Annotated in this window: 23 protein-coding genes; 7 read left to right on the forward strand and 16 right to left on the reverse strand. The window is 73.2% G+C overall.

The window, feature by feature from the left end; all coding sequences use genetic code 11:
• Nucleotides 1-5 precede the first annotated feature (5 nt).
• From ACNKF0_RS13995 to mraZ, 5 genes are all read right to left on the reverse strand, one after another.
• Entirely contained in the window at nucleotides 6-1,784 is a 1,779-nt protein-coding gene (locus tag ACNKF0_RS13995) for a peptidoglycan D,D-transpeptidase FtsI family protein (RefSeq protein WP_416953026.1), read from the reverse strand.
• 94 nt (nucleotides 1,785-1,878) lie between these two features.
• On the reverse strand, nucleotides 1,879-2,439 hold the full coding sequence (locus tag ACNKF0_RS14000) for a hypothetical protein (protein WP_416953028.1): 561 nt from the start codon (nucleotides 2,437-2,439) through the stop codon (nucleotides 1,879-1,881).
• The gene (gene rsmH / locus ACNKF0_RS14005) at nucleotides 2,436-3,419 is read right to left on the reverse strand and encodes a 16S rRNA (cytosine(1402)-N(4))-methyltransferase RsmH (protein ID WP_416953030.1); all 984 of its coding nucleotides are present in this window, start codon (nucleotides 3,417-3,419) and stop codon (nucleotides 2,436-2,438) included. Before rsmH ends, ACNKF0_RS14000 begins: the two co-directional genes overlap by 4 nt.
• A 4-nt stretch (nucleotides 3,420-3,423) precedes the next feature.
• The gene (locus ACNKF0_RS14010) at nucleotides 3,424-3,585 is read right to left on the reverse strand and encodes a hypothetical protein (RefSeq protein WP_268112445.1); all 162 of its coding nucleotides are present in this window, start codon (nucleotides 3,583-3,585) and stop codon (nucleotides 3,424-3,426) included.
• A 259-nt stretch (nucleotides 3,586-3,844) separates the two neighbouring features.
• The gene (mraZ, locus tag ACNKF0_RS14015) at nucleotides 3,845-4,273 is read right to left on the reverse strand and encodes a division/cell wall cluster transcriptional repressor MraZ (RefSeq protein WP_056607086.1); all 429 of its coding nucleotides are present in this window, start codon (nucleotides 4,271-4,273) and stop codon (nucleotides 3,845-3,847) included.
• Between the two features lie 379 nt (nucleotides 4,274-4,652).
• Between mraZ and ACNKF0_RS14020 the strand changes: the two genes are divergently transcribed.
• Genes ACNKF0_RS14020 through ACNKF0_RS14030 form a run of 3 tightly spaced genes read left to right on the forward strand, consistent with a single transcriptional unit; the run spans nucleotide 4,653 to nucleotide 9,284 of the window.
• Complete coding sequence (locus ACNKF0_RS14020) at nucleotides 4,653-5,660, forward strand: AAA family ATPase (RefSeq protein WP_416953033.1); 1,008 nt, start codon at nucleotides 4,653-4,655, stop codon at nucleotides 5,658-5,660.
• A complete protein-coding gene (locus ACNKF0_RS14025; RefSeq protein WP_416953035.1) occupies nucleotides 5,653-6,921 on the forward strand; it encodes a DUF58 domain-containing protein in 1,269 nt (422 codons plus the stop codon). The genes ACNKF0_RS14020 and ACNKF0_RS14025 overlap by 8 nt, the downstream gene beginning before the upstream one ends.
• Nucleotides 6,918-9,284, forward strand: a complete 2,367-nt coding sequence (locus ACNKF0_RS14030; RefSeq protein ID WP_416953037.1) for a transglutaminaseTgpA domain-containing protein — start codon at nucleotides 6,918-6,920, stop codon at nucleotides 9,282-9,284. Before ACNKF0_RS14025 ends, ACNKF0_RS14030 begins: the two co-directional genes overlap by 4 nt.
• Nucleotides 9,285-9,522: 238 nt before the next feature.
• Here the strand turns inward: ACNKF0_RS14030 and ACNKF0_RS14035 are convergent, their stop codons facing one another.
• The 6 genes from ACNKF0_RS14035 to ACNKF0_RS14060 all read right to left on the reverse strand — a co-directional run bounded on the left by ACNKF0_RS14035 (nucleotide 9,523) and on the right by ACNKF0_RS14060 (nucleotide 13,546).
• Nucleotides 9,523-9,960, reverse strand: coding sequence for a DUF3040 domain-containing protein (locus ACNKF0_RS14035; RefSeq protein ID WP_416953039.1), 438 nt, complete (start codon nucleotides 9,958-9,960; stop codon nucleotides 9,523-9,525).
• A gap of 90 nt (nucleotides 9,961-10,050) precedes the next feature.
• Nucleotides 10,051-11,220, reverse strand: coding sequence for a DNA polymerase IV (gene dinB, locus ACNKF0_RS14040; RefSeq protein WP_416953041.1), 1,170 nt, complete (start codon nucleotides 11,218-11,220; stop codon nucleotides 10,051-10,053).
• Nucleotides 11,221-11,244: 24 nt separating this feature from the next.
• Complete coding sequence (locus ACNKF0_RS14045) at nucleotides 11,245-12,039, reverse strand: methyltransferase domain-containing protein (RefSeq protein ID WP_416953043.1); 795 nt, start codon at nucleotides 12,037-12,039, stop codon at nucleotides 11,245-11,247.
• Between the two features lie 71 nt (nucleotides 12,040-12,110).
• On the reverse strand, nucleotides 12,111-12,551 hold the full coding sequence (locus tag ACNKF0_RS14050) for an SAV_6107 family HEPN domain-containing protein (protein WP_299923817.1): 441 nt from the start codon (nucleotides 12,549-12,551) through the stop codon (nucleotides 12,111-12,113).
• A gap of 12 nt (nucleotides 12,552-12,563) precedes the next feature.
• Nucleotides 12,564-12,887: a DUF6504 family protein gene (locus tag ACNKF0_RS14055; RefSeq protein ID WP_416953045.1), complete on the reverse strand. Its 324-nt coding sequence runs from the start codon at nucleotides 12,885-12,887 to the stop codon at nucleotides 12,564-12,566.
• 191 nt (nucleotides 12,888-13,078) lie between these two features.
• Complete coding sequence (locus ACNKF0_RS14060) at nucleotides 13,079-13,546, reverse strand: hypothetical protein (protein ID WP_299923823.1); 468 nt, start codon at nucleotides 13,544-13,546, stop codon at nucleotides 13,079-13,081.
• Between the two features lie 48 nt (nucleotides 13,547-13,594).
• On the opposite strand from ACNKF0_RS14060, the gene ACNKF0_RS14065 reads away from it, so the two are divergent.
• From ACNKF0_RS14065 to ACNKF0_RS14075, 3 genes are read left to right on the forward strand one after another with little or no spacing between them, the layout of a single operon-like run.
• Nucleotides 13,595-14,068 carry a YbaK/EbsC family protein gene (locus ACNKF0_RS14065; protein WP_299923825.1) on the forward strand — a complete coding sequence of 158 codons (474 nt, stop codon included), beginning with the start codon at nucleotides 13,595-13,597 and terminating at the stop codon, nucleotides 14,066-14,068.
• A gap of 13 nt (nucleotides 14,069-14,081) precedes the next feature.
• Entirely contained in the window at nucleotides 14,082-14,687 is a 606-nt protein-coding gene (locus tag ACNKF0_RS14070; protein ID WP_416953048.1) for a DUF4126 domain-containing protein, read from the forward strand.
• A 19-nt stretch (nucleotides 14,688-14,706) separates the two neighbouring features.
• Nucleotides 14,707-16,017, forward strand: coding sequence for a phytoene desaturase family protein (locus ACNKF0_RS14075; protein ID WP_416953050.1), 1,311 nt, complete (start codon nucleotides 14,707-14,709; stop codon nucleotides 16,015-16,017).
• Here the strand turns inward: ACNKF0_RS14075 and ACNKF0_RS14080 are convergent.
• Nucleotides 16,011-16,619 (reverse strand): SIMPL domain-containing protein, encoded by a 609-nt coding sequence (locus tag ACNKF0_RS14080; protein ID WP_416953052.1) that lies wholly within the window; start codon nucleotides 16,617-16,619, stop codon nucleotides 16,011-16,013. The genes ACNKF0_RS14075 and ACNKF0_RS14080 overlap by 7 nt on opposite strands.
• Before the next feature lie 7 nt (nucleotides 16,620-16,626).
• A complete protein-coding gene (gene metF / locus ACNKF0_RS14085; RefSeq protein WP_416953054.1) occupies nucleotides 16,627-17,517 on the reverse strand; it encodes a methylenetetrahydrofolate reductase [NAD(P)H] in 891 nt (296 codons plus the stop codon).
• A gap of 60 nt (nucleotides 17,518-17,577) precedes the next feature.
• Here metF and ACNKF0_RS14090 point away from each other — a divergent pair, with 60 nt between their 5' ends.
• Nucleotides 17,578-18,645 (forward strand): polyprenyl synthetase family protein, encoded by a 1,068-nt coding sequence (locus ACNKF0_RS14090; protein ID WP_366916441.1) that lies wholly within the window; start codon nucleotides 17,578-17,580, stop codon nucleotides 18,643-18,645.
• 19 nt (nucleotides 18,646-18,664) lie between these two features.
• On the opposite strand, the gene ACNKF0_RS14095 is transcribed toward ACNKF0_RS14090, so the two are convergent.
• Genes ACNKF0_RS14095 through ACNKF0_RS14105 form a run of 3 tightly spaced genes read right to left on the reverse strand, consistent with a single transcriptional unit; the run spans nucleotide 18,665 to nucleotide 19,900 of the window.
• Entirely contained in the window at nucleotides 18,665-19,099 is a 435-nt protein-coding gene (locus ACNKF0_RS14095; protein ID WP_416953056.1) for a barstar family protein, read from the reverse strand.
• A gap of 4 nt (nucleotides 19,100-19,103) precedes the next feature.
• Nucleotides 19,104-19,529, reverse strand: a complete 426-nt coding sequence (locus ACNKF0_RS14100; RefSeq protein WP_416953058.1) for a ribonuclease domain-containing protein — start codon at nucleotides 19,527-19,529, stop codon at nucleotides 19,104-19,106.
• Nucleotides 19,529-19,900, reverse strand: a complete 372-nt coding sequence (locus ACNKF0_RS14105; protein WP_299923850.1) for an Rv2175c family DNA-binding protein — start codon at nucleotides 19,898-19,900, stop codon at nucleotides 19,529-19,531. The genes ACNKF0_RS14100 and ACNKF0_RS14105 overlap by 1 nt, the downstream gene beginning before the upstream one ends.
• Nucleotides 19,901-19,939 lie beyond the last annotated feature (39 nt).

Consider the following 19,939-nt stretch of genomic DNA (forward strand, 5'->3'; position numbering starts at 1 on the left):
TCGAGTCACCACTCGACGGGCAGGCGCGACGGCTTGCCGTCGGTCGGCTCGACGCCGTAGCGGCCCAGGACGTAGCCCATGATCCGGGAGAAGACCGGACCGGCGATCGAGCCGCCGCCCCCGTCGACCTTGGGCGCGTGGACGACGACGTAGACCGTGAAGCGGGCGTCGTCGGCGGGCGCGAAGCCGCCGAAGGACACCGACGTGCTGCCGTCGTAGCCGGTGCCGTCGCTGGCGACGCGCTGGGCGGTGCCGGTCTTTCCGGCGACGAGGTAGCCGGGCACCTGCGCCGCGGGCGCCACGCCGTCCTCGGGGTCGACCACCTTCTCCATCATGCGGGCGGTCGCGCGGGCGGCCTGCTTGCTGACGACCCGGGTGCGAGTGGCGACGTCGGTGCCGACGGTGAGCCCGTCGTCGGTGACGGCAGAGCCGGCGATGAGGCTCGGTGAGACCCGCACGCCCCCGTTGGCGACCGTGTTGACCGCCGCCGCCATCTGGGCGACGTTGACCGACAGCGACTGGCCGAAGGCGACGCGGTCCTTGGTCTGCGAGGTCATCGCCTCGCCCGGCGTGAGGATGCCCGGGGTCTCGCCACGGACGCCGACGTCGGTGCGCTGGCCGAGGCCGAACTTCTGCAGGTAGGTGACGAGCTCGACCGGCGAGAACGCGTCGGCGGCGAGCACGGTGCCGATGTTGGACGACTTGGCGATGATGCCCGCCAGCGTGAGCCGGATGTTGCCGTGGTCGAACCAGTCACCGATCACCCGGTCCTGGCGCGCGAGGTTGGGCGGCACCTTGAACCGCTGGCGCGGGAACGCCTTGCCGGCGTCGATGAGGGAGGCAGCGGTGAGCACCTTCTCCACCGAGCCGGGCTCGTAGGTGTCGCTCATCGCCCGCGAGCCGAGGTCGTCCTGGTCGGCCTCGGTGGGCGCGTTCGCGTCGAAGGTGGGCACGTCGGCGAGCGCGAGGATCTCACCGGTGCGGGTGTCCATGACGACAGCGGCGCCGCTCTCGGCGCGGTACTGCCGCACCGACTGGGCGAGCACCTTCTGGGTGAACCACTGGAGGTCGCGGTCGATGGTCGTGCGCAGGGGCGCGCCGTTCTGCGCCGCCTTCAGCGTGCTCTCGCGCAGCGGGATCCGGACGCCCTTGCCGGAGTTGGACTGCCACGTGGCCTCGCCGTCGACGCCGGCCAGCTGCTCGTCGAAGGTGCGCTCGAAGCCGCCGAGCGGCTCGTCGGTGCCCATGTAGCCGAGCAGGTTGGCGGCGACGTCGCCGGAGGGGTAGGAGCGGATCGGGTCGTCCTGGAGGCTGATGCCGGTGAAGCCCGCCTCGTCGAGGGCCGCGAGCGTGTCGCCGGCGAGGGTGCTGGGCACCCGTCGGGCGACGTACTCGTAGCGGCTGCCCTCCTTGCGACCGCGCAGCGCCGTGAGGGTCTTGAAGTAGTCGACGGAGAGCCGCTCGGAGAGCAGGCGCGCGAGCTCGGGCGCGCGGTCGGCCGTCAGGTCGGGGTCGGCGATGACCATCTTGCCCTTGACGGAGTCGGCCAGGGGTACGCCGTTGCGGTCGAGGATGTCGCCCCGCTCGGCCACGAGCGGGAGCCGCACCGCGCCCTCGGCGGCCGCGCGGACGGCGTAGGAGCGCGGGTCGACGCCCTGGAGCTGGACGAGCCGGGCGCCGAAGAAGGAGAGGACGATCGCGATGAGGACGAACCCGATGCGCAGTCGCAGCATCGGTGCGCCACGTGAGGCGCCGCGCTTGCCGGTGGCGCGGGTGCTCGGCACTGGTCTCCCTCAGTTCCCGGACGGTCCCCCTGCTGGGCCCGGCCTGCTCGACAAATCTAGGTGCGCGTCGCCGCGCAGCGGCGCGACCGCGCCGTCAGCGGTTGCGGTTCTTCCGCGGCTTCGCGCTCGTCGCCCCGGGGTCCGTCGCCGCCTGCTCCTCGACCGTGGGTGTGGCGGGCACCTCGACGTACGTCGGCTCGGGCGCGAGGACCGCCGGCTTGATCGGCGCCGGCGGCTGCAGCTGGATGGCGTTCTCCGGCGTGGCCGGCGTCCGGACGCCGACGGTCTCGCCGGTCTCGAGGTCGAGGAACACCGGTGCCGACGGGATGACCATGCCCATGGCCTGCGCCTCGGTGGCCACGCGCTGGGGGTTGCGGAGCTCGTCGAGCTCCATCCGCAGCGTCTGCTCGCGGGCGGCGAGGGTGTCGGCCTCGGTCTCGAGCGCCGACGCGGTGAACGACGCCTGCTGCATGGAGGTGTTGAAGAGCAGGAGCCCGACGATGCCACCGACGAGGACGAGGCTCACCAGCGTCATGAACGGCACCCGCGGCGCGCGGGTCCGCACCCGGGGCACCACGGTGAGCCGCGCCTTGTCGACCGCCTCCTGGGCGATGCGCGTGACCCGGGTCCGGGGCTGCAGGGCGGGACTGCTCATCGGGCGACTCCTGGGGAAGAGGAAGAGGAGGAGGACGGGAGGACGCGCTCGACGGCGCGCAGGCGGACCGAGGCGGCCCGGGGGTTCTCGGCGATCTCGTGCTCGTCGGCCTGCTCGGCTCCCCGGGTGACGAGCCGCAGGGCGGGCTCGGCGCCCTCGGGCACGAACGGCAGGTCCGGAGGCACGTCGAGCCGGGTGGCGTCGGCGAACGCCCGCTTCACCAGCCGGTCCTCCAGCGAGTGGTAGGACTCCACCACCACGCGGCCGCCGACCCCGATGGCCTCGATGGACTCCGGGATGGCACGGCGCAGCACGGCGAGCTCGTCGTTGACCGCCATCCGCAGCGCCTGGAAGGTCCGCTTGGCCGGGTGGCCGCCCGTACGCCGGGCCGGGGCGGGAATCGTCGCGTAGAGCAGCTCGACGAGGTCGGCACTGGTGGAGAAGGGCGTGGTCTCGCGCCGACGGACCACCTCGCGGGCGATCCTGCTGGCGAACTTCTCCTCGCCGTACTCGCGCAGGATGCGGGTGAGCTCCTGTGCGGTGGCGGTGTTGAGCAGGTCGGCCGCGGTCCGGCCGGTGGTCGGGTCCATCCGCATGTCGAGCGGGGCGTCCTCGGCGTAGGCGAAGCCCCGGTCGCGGACGTCGAGCTGCATCGAGGAGACCCCGAGGTCGAAGAACACGGCGTCGACGTGGTCGAGGCCCAGCGACCCCATCACCTCGGGCAGCTCGTCGTACACCGCGTGCACGGCGGTGAAGCGGTCGCCATAGGACGCGAGCCGCTCGCGGGACATCTCCAGGGCGGTCGGGTCACGGTCGATGCCGATGACCCGGGCCTGCGGCAGCCGCTCGAGGACCGCCTCGCTGTGGCCACCGAGGCCGAGCGTGCAGTCGACGTAGACCGAGCCGGGTGCCTCGAGCGCAGGGGCCAGCAGGGCGACGACCCGGTCGAGGAGCACCGGGGCGTGGCGGGGAGTCGTCATCTGCTCAGCCCTGGGAGCCCAGGTGCGTCAGCAGCAGCAGGGCCAGCGCCAGGCCGCACGCCGTGGCGGCCGAGAAGGCGATCAGGGCAGCCGCCTCGCGCGCCTGGTCGCGCACCCGCAGCGGCGGTGCCGCTGCCGTGCGTCCCACAGGCTGGGTGGTGCTCATGGTCTCGACCCCACTCGTTGCTGCTCGGTGCTGCGGATGCGTGCTGGTGCTGGCTGGTGCTGATCGGTTGGCGGTGCGGCTGACACTCCCCGCCAAGTGGCACGGGGCGAGCCGCCGCACCAGGTCCCTGCCCGCTCCCCTGATGGGGAAAGGAAGCCCTCTGGTGCCGGGGAAGTGCCCCAGATGGCCACGCGAGGAGCGGGCTCGAGACCTGGTGATACGGGTCGCGATGTCAGCTGTGGAGTTGTCGGGTGCTGGCTCAGATGCCGGGGAAGACCTCGTCGCTGAGCTCGGAGAACTTCTGCTCCTGCTCCTCGGAGTAGGTCGCCCACGCGGTCGGGTCCCAGATCTCGATCCGGTTCATCGACCCGATGACGACGCACTCCTTGCGGAGCGAGGCGTACTCCCGCAGCGGTGCCGGGATGTTGATGCGTCCCTGCTTGTCCGGCACCTCCTGGCTGGCGGCGGCGAACAGCATGCGGACGTAGTCACGGGTGTTCTTCTGCGTGACCGGCGCCTCGCGGAGCCGATCGGTGAGCCTCCCGAAGTCCTCCAGCGACCAGACGGTGAGGCAGCGCTCCTGCCCCCTGGTCACCACGAGTCCCTCCGTCAGCTCGTCCCTGAACTTCGCCGGGAGGAAGAGCCGGCCCTTCTCGTCGAGCTTGGGCGTGTAGGTGCCGAAGAACATCCGGCACCTCCCCTGCTCGGCGGGCAGATCGACCCTGTCCCCCACTTCGCACCACAGTACTCCACTTCGCTCCACCGTCAACCAGATCCAGCGTGTTTCACGCACGAATTTCGGGCTGCTGACGGCAGGTCGGTACGTCGACGCCACCCGCGTCAGCACGCCTGGGGCCGTGCTCCTGAGCGTGGATCCACGCTCGGGACGGCCTCGGTGGAGCGCCGGTGGGGAGACCGGGGCGCGGGTGGTGGAGCGAAGTGGGGGACGGCGGGTCGCCCGGGTGGGGGACGTCCGACGACGGCGGCGCCTCTCGCGGGATCGGGCGGGTATGTTGCGCGCACCACATACCGTGGTGGCGAGCACGCACGAGGGGACGGACAACAACGTGACGAGTGGGTCTTCCGGGCAGGCGCCCGACCTGGACACCGTGCGGCGGGTCACCGGCGCCGTACGCCACAACATCGAGCGCGTCATCGCCGGCAAGCCCGACGTCGTCAACGCCGCCCTCGTGGTCCTGCTCGCCGAGGGCCACCTCCTCATCGAGGACGTCCCCGGGGTCGGCAAGACCCAGCTCAGCAAGGCGCTCGCGCGCAGCATCGACTGCACCGTCGCGCGCATCCAGTTCACGCCCGACCTGCTGCCGTCCGACGTCACCGGCGTGTCGATCTTCAACCAGGACACCCGCCAGTTCGAGTTCCGCCCGGGCGGCGTCTTCGCCAACATCGTGGTGGGCGACGAGATCAACCGCGCGTCGCCCAAGACGCAGTCGGCGCTGCTCGAGGCGATGGAGGAGCGCCAGGTCTCCGTCGACAACGCGACCTACCAGCTCGAGAAGCCGTTCATGGTCATCGCGACGCAGAACCCCATCGAGATGGAGGGCACCTACGCCCTCCCGGAGGCGCAGCGCGACCGGTTCATGGCGCGCGTCTCCGTCGGCTACCCCGTGGAGTCCGCGGAGATCGCGATGCTCGAGGGCCACACCGCGCACAACCCGCTCGACGACCTCGAGCCGGTCACCGACGCCGGGGAGATCCGCAAGGTCATCGAGATCGTCGGCCGCGTGCACGTGTCGACGGCCGTGCAGCGCTACGCGGTGGCGCTCACCACCGCCACGCGCGTCAGCAACGACCTGCACCTCGGTGCCTCGCCCCGCGCGACGCTCCACCTCGTGCGGGCCGCCAAGGCCGTCGCCGCCACGCAGGGACGCGACTACGTGCTTCCCGACGACATCCACGGGATCACGTCCCCGGTCCTCGCCCACCGGCTGCTGCCCAACGTCGAGGCGACGATGAGCGGGCGCACCACCGCGGCGATCCTGTCCGGGATCGTCGAGTCGGTGCCCGTCCCCACGGCGTCCGACACCGCGTCGATCCCCCGTGGCAGCCGTGCGTGAAGCGCTCGCTGCGCTGACCGTCCGCGGGCGGGCGTTCCTGGCCGCCGGTATCACCACCGTCGTGGCCGCGATCGTCGTCGGGCACTCCTCGGTGGTGCGCATCGGCGTCCTCGTGGCGGTGCTGCCGCTGCTCACCGCCTGGTGGGTGGGCCGCTCCCGCTACCGCCTCTCGCTCGTGCGCACGGTCTCACCCCAGCTCGTCGTCGCCGGCCAGCCCGCCACCGTCGAGCTCACCGTCGCCAACGAGTCCCGCACGCCCACGGGTGTCCTGCTGCTCGAGGAGCGCCTCCCCTACGTGCTGGGCACCCGCCCCCGCTTCGTGCTCGAGGGACTCGGCCACGGGTGGCGCCGGCACGCGACCTACCAGGTGCGCTCGGAGCTGCGCGGGCAGTTCGACATCGGCCCGATGTCGGTGCGCGTGACCGACCCGTTCGGCTTCGTCGAGCTGGGTCGCACGTTCCACGCGACCACGCGGCTGACCGTCACCCCGCGCACCATCCCCCTGCCGAGCATCCCGCTCGGCGGGGCCTGGACCGGTTCGGGCGACAACCGCCCCCGCGCCTTCGCCACCGGCAGCGCCGAGGACGTCACCGTCCGCGAGTACCGCCGCGGCGACGACCTGCGCCGCGTCCACTGGCGCAGCTCGGCGCGCGTCGGCGAGCTGATGGTGCGCCGCGAGGAGCAGCCGTGGCAGTCGCGCGCGACCGTCTTCCTCGACAACCGCGGCACCGCCCACCGGGGACAGGGCGCCGCCAGCTCGCTCGAGGGCGCCGTGTCCGCGGCCGCCTCGATCGCCGTCCACCTGGCCCACCACGGCTACACCGTCCGACTGGTCACCGCCTCGGGCGACAGCCGCGAGACCGAGTGGCACTCCCACACCGCCGCGGCCAGCACCATCCCCCTCCTCGAGGCGCTCGCCGTGGTCCAGCTCGACCACTCCCCCGCGCCCGACACGCAGTGGCTGGCCGAGCCCGGCCACGGTGGACTGACGATCGGGGTCTTCGGCAGCCTCGGCGACGCCGACCTGCCGTTCCTCCGGCGCCTGCAGCACCACGCGTCGTCGAGCCTGGCCATCGCCCTCGACGTCGACGCCTGGGCGCCGCACCTGCCGGTCCAGCCGGGCCCCGGGGCGGCCGCCCACCTCACCTCCACGGGGTGGCGCTCGATCACCCTCGGCCCGCGCGACCGCCTCGACACCGCCTGGCAGGAGCTCGGCCTGATGCAGAGCCGGGCCACCGCCACCTCGGGAGTCACACGATGAGGTCCACGTGGAGCACGCTCCCCCACCAGCTGCGCATCGCAGGCATCGCGATGCTCGCGGCGTGGACCACCGTGCTGTCGTGGCGGGTCCTCACCGAGGGGTTCGCCGAGGTCGCCATCCCCCTGCTCCTCATCGGCGTCGTCCTCGCCGGTGCGGGCGCCGTCGCCCGGTGGAGCCGGCTCCCGCTGCTCGTCGTCGTCAGCGGCCAGCTGGTGATCGGCGCACTCCTCGTGCTCGGCACCACGACCGGTTCGCCCATCCCCACGCCCGACAACGTCGACGCCTTCATGGTCGCGCTGCGCGACGCGCTCGAGACCTCACGCAGCTACGCCGCGCCCGTCCAGGTCGGCGTACCCCCCGTCCACCCGCTCCTGCTCATCGGCGGCACCCTGGTCATCCTGCTGGTCGACCTGATCGCCTGCACCCTGCGCCGCGCACCGGTGTCCGGCCTCGTGCTGCTCGCCGCCTACACGCTGCCCGTCGCGGTCACCGGCGACGCCGTGTCGTGGTGGCTGTTCGCGGTGGTCGCGGCCCTGTTCCTCACCCTGGTCTTCATCCAGCACAGCGACCACGTCACCAGCTGGGGACGCGCGCCCGATGGGGAGAAGGGCTCCTTCTCGGTGCGCACCGGTGCGATCGGCAACACCGCCCTGGCGCTCGGCGCGACCGCGATCGCGCTCGCGGTCGTCGTACCCGTCGCGGTGCCCACGATGAGCATGAGCGTCTTCGAGGGCAACGGACCCGGCACCCGCGAGGTCGAGGTGCAGGACCCGATGGTCGACCTGCGCCGCGACCTGCGCCGCGGCGAGGACATCCCGCTGCTGTGGGTCACCACGTCCGGCCCCCGTCCGACCTACCTCCGCATCTCGGTGCTCTCGCGGTTCAGCGGGTCGCAGTGGACACCGGGCGACCGGGAGATCCCGGAGTCCCAGGCCGCGTCCGGCACGCTGCCCCCGCTCGACGGGGTGGCTGTCGACGTGTCCCGCCGGCAGTTCAAGTACGACGTGCGCGTCGGGCCCGACTTCGCGTCGTCCTGGCTCCCGACCGCTGCGCAGACGACCCGGATCGCCGCCGGCAGTGACTGGCGCTACGACCTCGACACCCGCGACGTCATCGCCGCCCGCGAGGAGGTCACGACGGCCGACAGCACCTACGACTACACCGGGGTCCAGCTGACCTACGACGCCGACCGGATGAACTCCGCGGTGTCCGGTGCGGGCTCGGTGGCCGGCATCTTCACCGAGGTGCCCAGCAGCCTGAACAACGAGATCCGCAGGCTCGCAGCGAGCGTCACCGCCGATGCGCCCACCCGCTTCCAGAAGGCGCAGGTGCTGCAGCAGTGGTTCCGTGAGGACGGCGGCTTCCGCTACGACATCAGCCAGGTGCCGTCGGCGGGCGACGGCAGCGCCGACCTGCTCGCCTTCCTCAACGACCGGGTCGGTTACTGCGAGCAGTTCGCGGCCTCGATGGCGATCATGGCGCGCGTCCTCGGCATCCCGAGCCGCGTCGCGGTCGGCTTCCTCGAGCCCGAGCGCGCCACCAACGGCTCGTGGGAGTTCTCCTCGCGCGACCTGCACGCCTGGCCGGAGCTCTACTTCCCGGGATCGGGCTGGGTCCGCTTCGAGCCCACGCCCCAGTCGCGCGCCAGCCAGCCGCCGGACTACACCGAGGCCCAGTTCCCCGAGGTCACCCAGGCGCCGTCGCCGAGCGCCGGGCGCCCCGCCGAGGAGCTGCCCGACCGCGGCGAGGAGGCCGACGCCCAGACGGCCGCCGCCGAGGCGGACGGCTCGTCCATCCCCTGGGTCCCGATCCTCGCCGGCCTGTTCGGCCTCGCACTGGTGGCCCTGCTGCTCCTGACGCCCCGCCTAGTCCGTACGGCGCGACGCGGGCGCCGCCTCGACGGAGGCATCGAGGACCTCTGGGTCGAGCTGCGCGACGTGGCCCGCGACCTCGGCCACGCCTGGCCGGAGGGCCGCTCGCCGCGACGGGCCGGCGAGTGGCTCGGCCGTCTGCTCGCCACCCCGGTGCACGACAGCTCGCGGCCCGACCGTCCGCGCCGTGGGCGCGACCAGGCGCCCGAGGCGGCGCAGGCCCTCGACCGGATCGTCGCGGCGCTCGAGCGCAGCCGCTACGCCCGCGACCCCGAGACCTTCACCGCCGATGGCCTGGCCGGTGACCTCACCCTGGTCGAGGAGTCGCTCACCGCCGGGGTGACCTCGCGGGAGGCGCGCCGCGCCGCGTGGTGGCCCGCCTCGGTCGTGGGACGTCGTACCCGCCTCCGCCTCCGCACCCGCTCCGGCCGGGCCACGACCCCGACCACGGACCAGGAGTCCACCCGGACGGTCGACGAGCTCGTCGGCTGACCTCCAGCCCAGGGACGCCCACCGGGCACTTCCTGCCCATCAGCGACGCTCACCGGGCACTTCCTGCCCGTCAGGGACGCCGACCGGGCACTTCCTCGCCGTGGCAGGCGGCAGCGCCCCCTTCGGCGTACGAGGGAGGGGACGCTGTGATGTCTCCTGAAAGGGCAGGAACCGCCCGGTCAGGATCCAGGACGGGCAGGAAGTGCCCGGTCAGCAAGGGGAAGTACAAGCGGTGGAGTCAGAAGCCGCGTTCGCGGCGGCGACGCCACCGCTCCTCCATGCGCTCCATGAACGGGCTGCCGGAGCGCTGGCGCCGAGGCCGGTGCTGACGACCACCGTCGACGACACCGAGACCGGTGCGACCGGAGGCGCGCACCTTGGGGGTCACGTGACCCGGGCTGCGGGCCGACGTCAGCGCCAGGATCGCGCCCGCGAGCATGACCACGAAGCCGAGGACGCCGACGATCGTCTGGAGCACGGCGGTGAGGTCGAGGAGCACCGCGACGATCAGCAGACCGATGCCGACGAGAAGGACCGCCCCGCCCAGGATCATCCGGCGACGGGCGGCCCGTTGGAAGGACGTGCCACGCAGTGTGGAGGCGAGCTTGGGGTCTTCTTCGACGAGGGCGCGCTCCATCTGCTCGAGCATTCGCAGTTCTTCCTCGGAGAGCTCCACGGTTCCTCCTCCACCTTCTGCCGCAAGTCTAGGCACCCGCCCCCACCTACGGTAGGCGTCCCCGGAAAATTCACCCACCGCAGGTGGATCTCACCACAGGCTCGCCGGCCGGACGGCCGCGGCACCGAATCGGCGCGTCGCTCGGTCCACAGCACGGTCGGCCTCGGCCCATCCGTGCTCGGGCTCGCCGAGCACGAGCTGGCGGTGCACCGTCGCACGCGGCACGAGCCCCTCCACCCGTACGCCGACCAGCCGCACGCGCACGCGTCGGAGCCCCAGGGCGTCGTAGAGGTGGGTCACGGCGCGGTGCACCTCGACCGTGACGTCGGTGGCCTCGGACGTCGTGCGCGAGCGGGTGATCGTGGTGAAGTCGGAGAAGCGCACCTTGAGGGTGACGGTGCGCCCGGCCACTCCGGCCGCGCGCATGCGCCCGGTCACCCGGGCGGTCAGCCGCAACAGCTCGCGGACGATGACGTCGCGGTCGTCGGTGTCGCGCGCGAAGGTCTCGTCGGCCCCCATCGACCGCTCCGGTTCGTGTGGTCCAGCGGTCGGCGAGAGATCACGACGGTCGGTGCCCCAGGCGAGGTGGTGGAGGTGGCGGCCGAGGTGGTCACCGAGGTCACGCTGCAGGGTCTGCAGCGGGGTGTGGGCGACGTCGCCCACGGTGAGCAGGCCGAAGCGGTGCAGGAGCGCCTGCGTCTTCTCCCCCACGCCGTAGAGCTCCCCGACGTCGAGCGGGTGCAGGAACGAGGCGACCTCGGCCGGGGGCACCACCACCACGCCGTCGGGCTTGGCACGCCTGCTCGCGACCTTGGCGACCGAGACCGACGCCGCGACCCCGACGGAGCACGTGATGCCCTGCTCGTCGTGGATGGTCGCGCGGAGACGCTCGGCGATCTCGGTGGGGGTGCCGAGTCGCCACGTGGCGCCACGCACGTCGAGGAACGCCTCGTCGAGCGACATCGCCTCCACCACGGGGGTGACGTCGCGGAACGTCTCCATCACCGACGCCGAGACGCTCATGAACGTGGAGTAGTCGGGCGCGAGCACCACGACGTGCGGGCACAGCCGGCGGGCCCGGGTCATCGGCAGCGCCGAACGGAGGCCGTAGCGGCGCGCGACGTAGTTGGCGGCCAGCACGACACCGCGTCCGCTCCCGCCCACCACGACCGGCTGGTCGACCAGGTCGGGGCGCTCCCGGAGCGCGACGGAGGCGTAGAACGCGTCCATGTCGACGTGCAGCAGCGGGGTGTCGGTCATCGCCGCCCCCCACCGGGGCGAGGGTCAGCGGCGCGCGGTGACGTGGAGCTGGGCAGCGAGGGGGAGGTATTCGGGGCGGGTGGCCACGGCCTTCTCGAGCTCGACCAGGGCCGCGGTCGCACCGGGCTCGAGGTCGAGCAGGCTCCCCGGCACGAGGTCGGCGAAGACGCGGACGGCGTGGACGGATTCCGGGCTGAGGCCGGCGCCAGCAAGCAGGTCGACGACCTCGTCGTGGGTGAAGCGGCGGCCGCTGCGCCCGACCGGGCCGGCCTGTCCGGTCTGCCCGTCGGCCGATCCGCCTGCCGGTCGGTGGGGAACGTCGTCGAGCAGCTCGCGCGCGGCCTGGAAGTGGCCAGCCATGGCACGCGCCACCACGGCGGCGTGTCGCTGGGCCACCAGCAGGCTGAGGTGGCCCCCGGGACGCAGCACGCCGGCGATCGAGGCGAGGGACGCCGCGGGGTCCTCGACCATCTCCAGCACGCCGTGGCACAGGACGAGGTCGGCCTCGTCGACCAGGTCGGACAGGTCGGACAGGTCGCCCTGCTGGCCGGTGACGCGGTCGGCGACGCCGCGCTCGCGGGCACGCCGGTCGAGCGAGGCGAGGGCGTCGGGGCTCGGGTCGATGACCTGGACGGCGTGTCCGAGCTCGGCCAACGGGACGGCGAACCCACCGGTGCCGCCACCGATGTCGACGATGCGGGCCGGCTGCCCGTCGGCGACGTCGGCCTCGAGGAGTCGTCGTACGCCGTCCCAGACCACGCCGGTGCGGACGGACTGGCGGCGCTCGCTGGCAGAGGAGCTCGCGGTCGGCTGGGCCATGGGCGCCACCCTAGTGGCTCGGTCGCCACGCCCTCCCGCACGAGCGGGTCTGTCGACACCTCGCCCGGCCCTCAGGCGACGCTGGCGTGCGGAACCAGGCCGAGCGCCTGCTCGACCACGGCCAGGAACCGGTCGGCGTCGCGCACGAGGTCATCGGCCTCCCGTTCGGACACGGCCCGCGTCGACCCGGCCTCGGCAGCCGCCCGCTTGGCAGCGCCGGCCGCGAAGAAGCTCGCCCACTCCGACAGCTCGGGAGCCACCTCGGCGAGGAGCACCCACGCGTTCTTCTGCCGGCGACCCCGTGGCGCCGGACGGGCCCGGGCCGCGAGCAGCGCGGCTGCTGCGCAGAGGGCGGCGACATGGGCGCAGGCGTAGCGGGTCGGCACGTCACGTGCGGTGATCGCGTCGCGCAGCGAGGTCGCCGAGCGAGCGAGGTAGGAGTGGGCGCTGGCGGGGAGCAGGTGAGGCCCGGGGGCGGGCGCGAGCCCCGAGCGGGAGCCGGGTGCGGTCATGACCATCGCCCTTCAGTCCAGGCACCCGACGAGCTGCCAGCGCCCGTCGGTCCAGTCGAAGGAGAGGTCGAAGACGGCAACGGCCTGCGGGTCGCTCGGCTGACGACCGCCGAGCATGCCCCGGCCGGCCTCCACGCGCCACAGCTCGCGCCCGGCCACGAGGTCGGCGCCGCTCCCCGGGCGACCGGCCTCCGGTCCGCCCTGCCGCCACGGGCCCGCCTCCATCCAGTGCGCCACGACCGCGCGCACCTTCCACAGCCTGCCCCGCCACAGGAACTGGTCGGGGTCGTCCGCCTCGCCTCGTCGCACCTCGACGGGGTCGTCGTACTGCCTCATCGCGCCTCCTCGCACATCCGTCGACCCCGGGGCCGACCCGGGAGGTGGTGGGGGTCGAGGTCACCGCCACCCGGGTCGCATCGAACACGTGTTCGAACACCCAGAACGTTACTCCCTCCCACCGACAACCGGTCAAGAGCCGCACCCAGGGCCGTGGAGGACGGCGGGATCGCCCCGCGAGGAGAGGCGGGTCAGACGCGGCGCAGGTAGGCGGTGGTCTCGCGCTGCCAGAGGAAGAACGAGAGCACGACACCCTCGACGATCACGAGGGCCGAGAGCACCACGAAGATGGTCGGGAGCTGGGCGTCGAGGCACACCACGCCCACCAGCACACCGACACCGGCCGTGGCCGTGAGGACGGGACGGGTCCAGCCGTGCCCGCCGACGAAGAACGAGCCCAGCACGAGGACCAGCAGGCCGAAGCCGACGAACGCGACCACCGACAGGGCGACGAAGCCGGGGACGATGGGACTCTCGCGCAGCTGCTCGATCCCGCCCTGGGCGAGGATCTCCTGCGCCGACGGGTTGCCCTCGGCCCACCCGAGGATCACCTCGTCGCGCATCAGCCAGATCAACAGCGTGATCACTCCCGACGTCGCGACGATCAGCCCCAGCACTCGCATGCTGTTGACCACGGATCCCGGCAGGTCGCGCGCCATCTGAAAACTCCCCTGAGCCTTGTCGTCGTTCGTCGCTAGGCTCGCATCATGTCGTCCGAGCACGCATCGATCACCTCATTTCGAGGCGACCTCACCCGACGCGGCGGCGCCGGTGACGTGGTCATCCTGCCCGACAGCGCCCACACGGCAGCACTCGCCGCGGCGGCGCTGGGGTGTGAGGTCGGCGCCATCGCCAACAGCCTGCTCTTCGACGGCGACGGCGAACCCGTCCTCATCCTCACCTCCGGCGCCCACCGGGTCGACACGGCGGCCGTGGCCGAGCGCATCGGCGTCAGCCGGCTCCGGCGCGCCGACCCCGACTTCGTCCGTCACCACACCGGGCAGGTCATCGGGGGTGTCTCCCCCATCGACCACCCGGCGCCGATCCGCACCTGGATCGACCCGTGGCTGCGCAGGCACGAGGTCGTGTGGGCGGCAGCCGGACACCCGGCTGCGGTCTTCTCGACGTCCTACGACGAGCTGGTGGCGATGACCGGCGCCGTCGAGGTCGAGGTGGACTGATGGAGGCCCGCTGATGGACGCCCTGGCCATGACGTTCTCCAGCGGGTGGGCGAGCGGCGTCAACGCCTACCTCGTCGTGCTGGTGCTGGGCATCGCGGACCGGCTCGGGACCGTCGCGGAGATCCCCGACGTGCTGGGCCGGTGGGACGTGCTCGCCGCGGCGGGCTTCATGTACGCGATGGAGTTCGTTGCCGACAAGGTCCCCTACATCGACTCGACCTGGGACGCCATCTCCACCGCCATCCGGCCCACCGCCGGGGCGGTGATCGGTGTGCTGCTCGCCGGCGACGCCTCCTCGCTCGACCAGGCCGTGCTGGGCGTGGTCGGCGGCGGGACGGCCCTGCTCAGCCACCTCGCCAAGGCGGGCGGTCGGCTGGCCATCAACTCCTCGCCCGAGCCGGTGACCAACGTCGCGGCGAGCCTCACCGAGGACGCCCTCGTGCTCGGGGTGGTGTGGTTCTCCCTCGAGCACCCGCAGGCGGCTGCCGCGATCGCCGGCGTCCTGCTCGTGGTCGGCCTCGTCCTCCTGCTCGTGCTCGGTCGGCTGGCGCGCCGCGGCTGGCGGAGGTGGAAGAAACGGGACCGGGAAACACAGGAGCCCGTCCGCGACGTCGCATAAGGGCGCCTAGGGTTCCCCCGTGGCTCGCGTGGTGGTGGTCGGTGGCGGATTCGGCGGCATGGCGGCCGCTGCCCGGTTGGCCAGGGTCGGGCACGAGGTCACCCTCCTCGAGCGCTCCGAGCAGCTGGGGGGCGCACTCACCACGGTGCGGCACGGCGACTTCGCGTGGGACGCCGGGCCGACCAGCACACTGCTGCCCGCGGTCGTGCGCGACCTGTTCCGCAAGTCCGGTCGCCCGCTGGAGCGCGAGCTCGACCTCCAGCCGCTCGACGTGGTCCGCGAGCACCGCTTCGAGGACGGCTCGACCCTGCAGCTGCCCGGAGGGTCGCGGTCCGCCCAGCTCGCGGCGTTCGACGGCCTCGGCGCGGGCCTGGGCCGGCAGTGGGTCGACCACGTCGCGTCGTACGGCGAGACCTGGGAGGTCCTGCGCAAGGAGTGGTACGAGCGTCCCTTCGACGCCGACGTCGCGCCCCGCGAGATGCTGTCCCTGCTCGAGCGCCGGGAGTCGCTGCACAAGCGACTGCGCCGGGCGCTGCCTGACGACCGGCTCCGGCTGGTCGCCGGCCACCGGCTCGTGATGGACGGCCACGACGTGAGACAGGCTCCGGTGCTGGCCGGCGTCGACGTCTACCTCGAGCAACGCTTCGGGGCGTGGACCGTCCCCGGAGGGCTCGCCGCCCTCGGCGTGGCGATGGCCGACCGGCTCGCGCTGCGCGGCGTCACCGTGCTCACCGGCACCCCCGCCACCGACCTCGTCGTGCGGGACGGCCGGGTCGCTGCAGTGCAGACCCCGCCCGGCGAGGTCGACGCGGACCACGTGGTCGTCGCGATCGACCCGCGTCGCCTGCCGGCCCTGGCGACGTACGTCCGGCGCACGATGCCGGCCTTCCCGCCTGTCGTGAGCCACGTCGGGCTCGAGGGTGACGTGCCCGACCTGCCCCACGAGGTGGTGCTGCACGGCGACCCCCTGCTGGTGGTGCGCACCGGCGGTCGGGCTCCTGACGGTGCGGCGGCGTGGACGGTGCTGGCGCGCGGCCGGATCGCGGAGGACGTACTGACCGCGCTCGCGCGCCACGGGCTCGACGTGCGGGCCCAGGTGGTCGCCCGCGTGGACCGCACCCCGCGCGACCTCGTCGAGGCGTGGGGCGGGTCCCCGCACGGCGTGCTGTGGCAGGGCCCCCGCACGTCTCGCACCCGACTGGGCCCGCGGACGCCGATCGCGGGCGTGCTGGCCGCGGGCGCGCACGCCACCACCGGGTCGGGCCTGCCGTTCGCCGGGCTCAGCGCCGCGCTGGTGGCCGAGATGGTCGGCCGGGCGCCACGTCAGTAGGCCAGCTCCCACACCACGGTGACGGTCGTGGTGACCGAGGCCTCGCCCGACTCGAGGCCGGCCGCGGTCGCGCTGGCCAGCGCCATCCTGGGCATCGGCGTCGGTCCCCGGTGGACGTCTCCCTCGACGATGGACTGGACGGCGCCGAGCCCCGCACCCGCCATCCGGGCGAGCTGGGCAGCACGCTCACGGGCGTCGTCGAAGGCCGCCTCCCGGGCCCGGTCCCCCGCGCCGTGGTCCTCGGTGACCTCCAGGGCCACCCCGTCGACCGCGAGCGCATCGCCGACCTCCCCGGCCAGCTCGCCCAGCAGGGCACCGGCGGCCGCCAGGTCGGGACACGCGACGGAGTAGGAGTGGCGGGACTCGTAGCCGGCATCGCGCCCCTCGTGGTCCCGGGCCGGCCACACCGAGATACCGGTCGAGGCGACCCGGCGCTCCTCGGTGTGACGGTGCGCGACCTCGACGAGGGTGGCGGCCGCGCCGGCCATGGCCGCGTAGGCCTCGGCGACGCCGCTCCCCCGGGCGCAGGCCGCGAGCCTCACGACCGCGCTGTCCGGCACCACTGTCACGATCCCGGTCCCGGTCACGGTGACGGTCTGCACGCGCGCCTCAGACCGTGATCTGCAGGTTGGCGAAGATCTCGCGCGTCGCCTTGGACCGGTTGAGCGTGTAGAAGTGCAGGCCCGGCGCCCCGGCGTCGAGCAGCGTCTCGCACAGCTCGGTCGCGATCGCGATGCCCTCGGCGCGCAGCCGCGCCGGGTCGTCGGCGTGGGGCGTCAGACGGGCCGTGATCTCCTCGGGCAGCTGCCGACGGGACAGCTCCACCATACGTTCCATCGAGCGGAGGTTCAGGATCGGCATGATGCCCGGGATGATCGGGAGGTCCGCCCCCACCGCCGCGGCCCGCTCGACGAGCGCGACGTAGTCGGAGGCCCGCAGCACCATCTCGGTGACCGCGAACTCCGCGCCGGCGTCGTACTTCGCCTTGAGCACGCGGGCGTCGTGGTCGAGGTCGGCGGCGTCGACGTGACCCTCGGGGAAGGCAGCGACGCCGATGCGCATGTCGGTCCGCGCCCGGATGAGGGCGACCAGCTCGTTGGCGTAGGTCAACCCGCCGTCCGTGGGGGTCCACGCCGTGCCGGGGCCACCGGGCGGGTCGCCCCGCAGCGCCATCACGTGGTCGACGCCCGCGCGCGCGAGGTCGGCGAGGATCGTCGTGAGCTCGTCGGTGGTGTGTCCCACGCAGGTCAGGTGGGCGACCGGGAGCAGGCCGGTCTCGCGGGCGATCCGCTCGGTGATCGCGACGGTGCGGTCGCGGGTCGTGCCACCGGCGCCGTAGGTGACCGACACGAAGGTCGGGCCGTAGGGCTCGAGCTCGGTGATCGCCTGCCACAGCTGCTGCTCGCCGGCCTCGTCCTTGGGCGGGAAGAACTCGAAGGAGAAGGACCGGTCGCCGCGCGCCAACCGCTCGCGCATGCTCTGTCCCCGTGCGTGCGTCATGCGCAACAGCCTACGGAGGACCGCGCCGATCCCCGCTTCCTGTCCAGTGTTTAGGCTGAACTGGTGACGACCTGGGACCCCGCCGACTTCCGCGACCGGGTCCAGGAGGTCCTCGACGCCTTCCTCGACGACCGCGAGGCCGAGCTCGTCCCGCTCGGCCCCGACGCGAGCCGGTTGATCGCCGAGGCGCGTACGGCGGTGAGCGGGGGCAAGCGGTTTCGGGCGGCCTTCTGCCACTGGGGACACCGCGCCGTCCGCCCGTCGGTGGACGACGACGCGGCACTCGCCCGCGCGTGCGCCTCCCTGGAGGTGCTGCACGCCAGTGCGCTCGTCCACGACGACTTCATGGACGCCTCCGACACCCGGCGCGGCCGACCCGCGACGCACCGCGCGTTCGAGGCCGAGCACCGTGCTGCCGGCTGGCGCGGCGATCCCGAGCAGTACGGCGCGGCCGCCGCGATCCTGCTGGGCGACCTGCTGCTGGGCTGGGCCGAGGACATGCTGCGGCGCAGCGGCTTCCCGGCCGACGAGGTCGCTCCCGGGCTCGCGCTCTTCGAGCAGTGCCGCAACGAGGTCATCGCCGGCCAGTTCCTCGACGTGTCGGTGCAGGCGCGCGGGCGCGCCGACGTGGACACGGCCATGACGGTGCTGCGCTACAAGTCCGCGAAGTACTCCATCGAGCGGCCGATCCACATCGGCGCCGCCCTGGGCGGGGCCACCTCCGACCAGCTCGAGCAGCTCGGCCGGTTCGGCCTGCCCCTCGGGGAGGCGTTCCAGCTGCGCGACGACCTCCTCGGCGTCTTCGGTGACCCGGAGGCCACGGGCAAGCCGGCCGGCGACGACCTGGTCGAGGGGAAGCGCACGGTGCTCGTCGCGCTCGCGCTCGACGGCGCACCCCGGGCCGCCGCCGAGCGCCTCGACGCCGCGCTCGGCACCCCGCTCACCGACGCCGACGTCGACGAGCTGCGGGCGATCATCGAGGAGTCGGGCGCCCGGGCCCAGGTCGAGGCAGTCATCGGCCAGCTGTCCGACCACGCCGTCGAGGCACTGCGCGCCGCCGACATCGACGAGCACGCGCGCGACGTACTGGTCGAGCTGGCGGCAGCCGCCACCCAGCGCTCGGTCTGAACACCTGCGCGTCCGGCGGTCAGTCCAGGCTGGTGGTCCCGGGCAGGGCAGGGCCCTCGCCCCGGAGCAGCACCGTGAACGGCACGCCCCGGTCGTCGTTGACGCGCGAGCCCAGCACGCTGAGCGCGATGCTGAAGGCCTTCTCGTCGGCCCGGGCGAGGGTCGCCCAGCCGTCCCACAGCAGGACGACGCCGTCGCGGCCGCTGCCGATGTCGTGGAGGCAGTCGGCCAGGGCGTCGAAGTTCTGCCCGTAGTGGTCCGGGAAGTCCAGCGCCTCCCCGACCGCAGCGAGGAACGCCGGCTTGGTGGCGGCGCCGGTCCAGCCGTCGACCCAGCCGAACCCCCATCCGGCGTGCTCGACCGTGTGCCGCACGTCGGCGGCGTCGAAGGCGCCGTGCCACAGGTGGATGCCCGGCGGCTCGTGACCCGCCAGCACTGCTGCCAGTCCACTCACGTCTCTACCTCCTGATGCGTGCGAAGGAGCTGTAGTGGTCAGCGGTCCAGTAGAGCTCGTCGTCCCCGCCCGCGACGATGCGGCGCGCACCGCGGTGGTCGAGGCCCGGCGTCGGGACCGTGTACTCACGGTAGTAGCCCATCGGCCGGTCCGGCAGCAGCTCCTCACGGTTGCCGAAGGTGCCGCCGTCGTGCTCCGGCTCAGGGAAGGGCCCGCCGGCGTCGATCAGCTCCACGGTCCGCTCCGCCTCGCGCGGCAGGTCGGAGAGGCGTACGACGGGGAGGCCGCTCGTCGCGTCGGACCCGGTGCCGGCGGGCTCCGGGTCGCCCTGCCCACCACCGCTGACCAGCCAGAGGACGAGCATCCCCGCCGCGACGAGCAGCAGCAGCCAGCGGTAGCGCTGCCTGCCGGTAGCCGCGGCGGCAGCCATCAGTACTCCAGCACCTGGGCGCGGCGCTTGACCTCGCTGCCGCGGTTCTCGCGCAGGGCGTCGATCGGGCGGCCCGGGAGGTCGTCGTCGGTGAAGAGCCAGGCGATGCACTCGCGGTCGTCGAACCGGTGGTCGTGCAGGAGCGTCAGCAGGCCGGGGAGCCCCTTGACCACGAGGCCGTCCTGGATGAAGGCGGCCGGCACCCGCGGGCCGACACCCGGCTCGGGCACGGCGGCCGCCAGCTCGTGCTCGCGGATCATCGTGCGCACCTTCCCGGGCGACACGCCGAGCAGCTCGGCGACCTGGTCCCAGTCGAGCCACTCGGGGACGAGGGCGGCCAGGTCACGGTCGGCGAGGGGCGCGTCAGTCATGCCCGCAGCCTAGGAGAGGGTGCGCGCAGCAGCGAAGTC

It is taken from the genome of Nocardioides sp. T5 (genome assembly GCF_048161455.1).
Taxonomy (GTDB): domain Bacteria; phylum Actinomycetota; class Actinomycetes; order Propionibacteriales; family Nocardioidaceae; genus Nocardioides.

What these genes read in the sequence shown, in the direction of transcription:
- ACNKF0_RS14055 (WP_416953045.1), bottom strand. Translation starts at nt 12,887, where the DNA reads ATGAGGCAGTACGACGACCCCGTCGAGGTGCGACGAGGCGAGGCGGAC.
- ACNKF0_RS14065 (WP_299923825.1), top strand. Translation starts at nt 13,595, where the DNA reads ATGTCGTCCGAGCACGCATCGATCACCTCATTTCGAGGCGACCTCACC.
- dinB (WP_416953041.1), bottom strand. Translation starts at nt 11,220, where the DNA reads ATGACCGACACCCCGCTGCTGCACGTCGACATGGACGCGTTCTACGCC.
- ACNKF0_RS14045 (WP_416953043.1), bottom strand. Translation starts at nt 12,039, where the DNA reads ATGGCCCAGCCGACCGCGAGCTCCTCTGCCAGCGAGCGCCGCCAGTCC.
- ACNKF0_RS14050 (WP_299923817.1), bottom strand. Translation starts at nt 12,551, where the DNA reads ATGACCGCACCCGGCTCCCGCTCGGGGCTCGCGCCCGCCCCCGGGCCT.
- rsmH (WP_416953030.1), bottom strand. Translation starts at nt 3,419, where the DNA reads ATGACGACTCCCCGCCACGCCCCGGTGCTCCTCGACCGGGTCGTCGCC.
- ACNKF0_RS14105 (WP_299923850.1), bottom strand. Translation starts at nt 19,900, where the DNA reads ATGACTGACGCGCCCCTCGCCGACCGTGACCTGGCCGCCCTCGTCCCC.
- ACNKF0_RS14000 (WP_416953028.1), bottom strand. Translation starts at nt 2,439, where the DNA reads ATGAGCAGTCCCGCCCTGCAGCCCCGGACCCGGGTCACGCGCATCGCC.
- ACNKF0_RS14010 (WP_268112445.1), bottom strand. Translation starts at nt 3,585, where the DNA reads ATGAGCACCACCCAGCCTGTGGGACGCACGGCAGCGGCACCGCCGCTG.
- ACNKF0_RS14030 (WP_416953037.1), top strand. Translation starts at nt 6,918, where the DNA reads ATGAGGTCCACGTGGAGCACGCTCCCCCACCAGCTGCGCATCGCAGGC.
- mraZ (WP_056607086.1), bottom strand. Translation starts at nt 4,273, where the DNA reads ATGTTCTTCGGCACCTACACGCCCAAGCTCGACGAGAAGGGCCGGCTC.
- ACNKF0_RS14100 (WP_416953058.1), bottom strand. Translation starts at nt 19,529, where the DNA reads ATGGCTGCCGCCGCGGCTACCGGCAGGCAGCGCTACCGCTGGCTGCTG.
- ACNKF0_RS14060 (WP_299923823.1), bottom strand. Translation starts at nt 13,546, where the DNA reads ATGGCGCGCGACCTGCCGGGATCCGTGGTCAACAGCATGCGAGTGCTG.
- ACNKF0_RS14070 (WP_416953048.1), top strand. Translation starts at nt 14,082, where the DNA reads ATGGACGCCCTGGCCATGACGTTCTCCAGCGGGTGGGCGAGCGGCGTC.
- metF (WP_416953054.1), bottom strand. Translation starts at nt 17,517, where the DNA reads ATGACGCACGCACGGGGACAGAGCATGCGCGAGCGGTTGGCGCGCGGC.